Genomic DNA, 2,526 nt, shown 5'->3' with positions numbered 1-2,526 from the left:
CTGTTCAGTTATATATCCAAAGGGTGAAATGGGAGAAATGGGAAGCCGAACAGCATAAACAAAGTGATACAAGTTTATCTGACAGTTTAAAAGAAAGACTCAGCCCCCAAAAGTGGAAAGCATTGATGAGCTACGTGCATCATCATCCTAGTAATGAACAACTGACCCAAGCCTATTATCAAGCTAAACAAGAAGGTAAATTAAAATTAGCTAAATTATTAGTACCCAAAATTTTTTACTTAAGAAACTCTGATTTTGTTGGAAAAAAGTATTGTGAAGCAGGAGCGATAGTTGAAGCAGAAGAATATGACAATGTAATTTGTCATATTTGGTTATCACCTGTTGAGTGTGAATTTATTTTTCCAAATGAGGTGGAATTTATTTAATTGTTCAATACAGAGATTTATTTGGCGGTTCCACAAAAATAAAACTTGTAGCTAGTTACGTATTTAGAGTGTTAAGAGTGAGATTTTGGTACTCATTATCAAGCAAAGAGCAATATTAGAAGAATTTCATCAAAAGCTGCAAACTTTGGAACTATATATCAAAATAGCAGTAGACATAGAAAGAGGGATTTTAGCTGGAGGAGGAGAGAAACACGCTTTTTGTGAAGCAGCATTGCTTGAAGACGGTAGTAGACAGCGAGATATCTGGGGTGCGGATTGGACTCCCTTTGACCAATCGATAGCTTATGAATCGATTATTAACATACGTCCCAGCTAAAATAATCGCTCAATGGTAATTCAAGTCCCAGCGATTCGAGAACGTGTTAAAAAAAAACCCAGGAGTTAATTGGTGGATATAAACCAGAATTTAGATGAAAAACAAGCACGGTTTCAAGGCGAAAATACATCACATCGCTTAGGGCATATAGCTTCTAATTTAGCTAGGCTGAGAACATTTTGTGACACTGCTTACCCTGAAGCGGTCAAAAGTGTTGCAGATGAAACTATGTGTTTTATCGAATGGACGGCAGCAGAAATTGAACCTGAATATGCTGAAGAACTGGTTAACATTCAAGTTCAACTGGCACGATGGAGATTAACTTTTGATAGTATTTGGTCTGATGATAGCCAACGCAGAAATATGTCCGAGCAAGCTAGTGCTTGGTCAGAACAAGTATTAGATATGTCAGGGTTGTTGTCCGAATCTATCTAAAACTTTAATCATTGCGGTATTCTAGATTTTGTAAAAAATATGAGCAATCACTTATAGTTTCTCATTAACCAAGAGCGAGCGCTATATTTATGTGTTCGGTTCGCTCTGCGCCTGAAGATTTTTGTTGATAATTCGTGCTGCGTGACTCATCACCAGTGAACCCATCTGCTTCATCTGTAGTAGCTTAACTATTCAACATCTTGCCAACCTTCTAAAGTTGCCAAAAGTATATTGACAAGAGGATGATCTACTAATTCTTTTAATGCCTCTGTCTCACCAGCTTTCAGTGCCCCAAGTACCCGTGCTTTCAAAGTAGAATTACCATTGATTTGCTTAAGTGCTTCTGTCATTGCTATCTGTTTTTCTAGCGGAGTGCTAGTAGGATAACTCTGTCCCAATTGGTTGAGAAGCTGCTGAATTTCTGCTGCGGCTTCTGCGAGATTCTGCTTTTGCTGTGGACTATAGTTAGTGATATTGCCGCCGATTTGTTGTGCGGTTACTATATCTGCGTTGACTAGACCATCTGCAAATTGAGCGCCTTTGAAGTCAAAGCTGGATTGTTTGTTAGGACTTTGTGACATAGTATCTCCCTGATCCCTGATTACTATAAGTTTGGGCGTAAAATTTAGGGCTTTGCAGTGCCGTAACCACCATAGTCTCTAAACCAGAAATTTGGCTATCTTTCTCTAAAATTAGTTCTTGTAATTCCTGTTGTGCTAATGCTTTTAGTTGATTATAAATTTCAAAATATTCCGCGCTTAGTTCCGACTTGTCACGTTCAACAGCAGTTTTAGCACGAGGCAGAAACTTGTTTTGACCAGGTACTTTCATGCCCACGATTCGCAAATCTACTTCTGGGTGATTCTCGGCTAACTACTTAAAGGAAATTGCGATTGCTTTCGGGTCAACGCCTTGGTTATGGTAAAGGTCGAGTCTGTATGGCTGGGTTGGTGAAAGTGAAGGTTTATACAGGAATATATCTAGGGTATGCGGTTTTACGGTATGTAGCGTAATATTTTTTTAGAAACTTCGATTGCTGACAATAGGCAGATGATTCACTATTGGGTGTAGTTTTAAATCTGACTTCTACCGTGCAATATAAAACTGCCCTAGACGGAAGCTAGAGCAGTTTTTGATAGAAGTAAATTATATAGGAGACAATTAGTGTTGTCCCCGGTTTATCCATAGTAGATACCGTTATATAATACTATTCACCTCAAGTTTCGTGCTTTACGCAAAAAACGAATAATCTTGAAGTTGGCATTACAAAGAGAGTAGCTGATCACCCCCATCAACTACAAGCGATCGCTTGCGATTACCCAGTTAAGCAATTCATATCTAGCAACCTTTTTGGGCTTTTCTATCCGT

Annotated in this window: 4 protein-coding genes and 1 pseudogene; 3 read left to right on the top strand and 2 right to left on the bottom strand. The window is 38.6% G+C overall.

What is annotated here, in order from left to right:
* The 3 genes and pseudogenes from HWQ42_RS29335 to HWQ42_RS29325 form a co-directional block, all read left to right on the top strand.
* Nucleotides 1-386 (top strand): hypothetical protein (locus tag HWQ42_RS29335; RefSeq protein ID WP_292818106.1); only part of this gene is annotated, 386 nt, incomplete at its 5' end.
* 85 nt (nt 387-471) lie between these two features.
* Nucleotides 472-821, top strand: a pseudogene (locus HWQ42_RS29330) (DUF5674 family protein).
* Nucleotides 796-1,158, top strand: coding sequence for a hypothetical protein (locus HWQ42_RS29325; protein WP_292818104.1), 363 nt, complete (start codon nt 796-798; stop codon nt 1,156-1,158). Before HWQ42_RS29330 ends, HWQ42_RS29325 begins: the two are co-directional and overlap by 26 nt.
* A gap of 188 nt (nt 1,159-1,346) precedes the next feature.
* Here the strand turns inward: HWQ42_RS29325 and HWQ42_RS29320 are convergent, their stop codons facing one another.
* Both HWQ42_RS29320 and HWQ42_RS29315 read right to left on the bottom strand, forming a co-directional pair.
* Nucleotides 1,347-1,739 carry a hypothetical protein gene (locus tag HWQ42_RS29320; RefSeq protein ID WP_292818102.1) on the bottom strand — a complete coding sequence of 131 codons (393 nt, stop codon included), beginning with the start codon at nt 1,737-1,739 and terminating at the stop codon, nt 1,347-1,349.
* The gene (locus tag HWQ42_RS29315) at nt 1,723-1,989 is read right to left on the bottom strand and encodes a hypothetical protein (RefSeq protein ID WP_292818100.1); all 267 of its coding nucleotides are present in this window, start codon (nt 1,987-1,989) and stop codon (nt 1,723-1,725) included. Before HWQ42_RS29315 ends, HWQ42_RS29320 begins: the two co-directional genes overlap by 17 nt.
* Nucleotides 1,990-2,526: the final 537 nt, after the last annotated feature.

This window comes from Nostoc sp. JL23, assembly GCF_017115065.1.
In the GTDB taxonomy this organism is placed as follows: Bacteria; Cyanobacteriota; Cyanobacteriia; order Cyanobacteriales; family Nostocaceae; genus Nostoc; species Nostoc punctiforme_A.
This window is presented reverse-complemented; position numbering and strand designations above follow the sequence as displayed.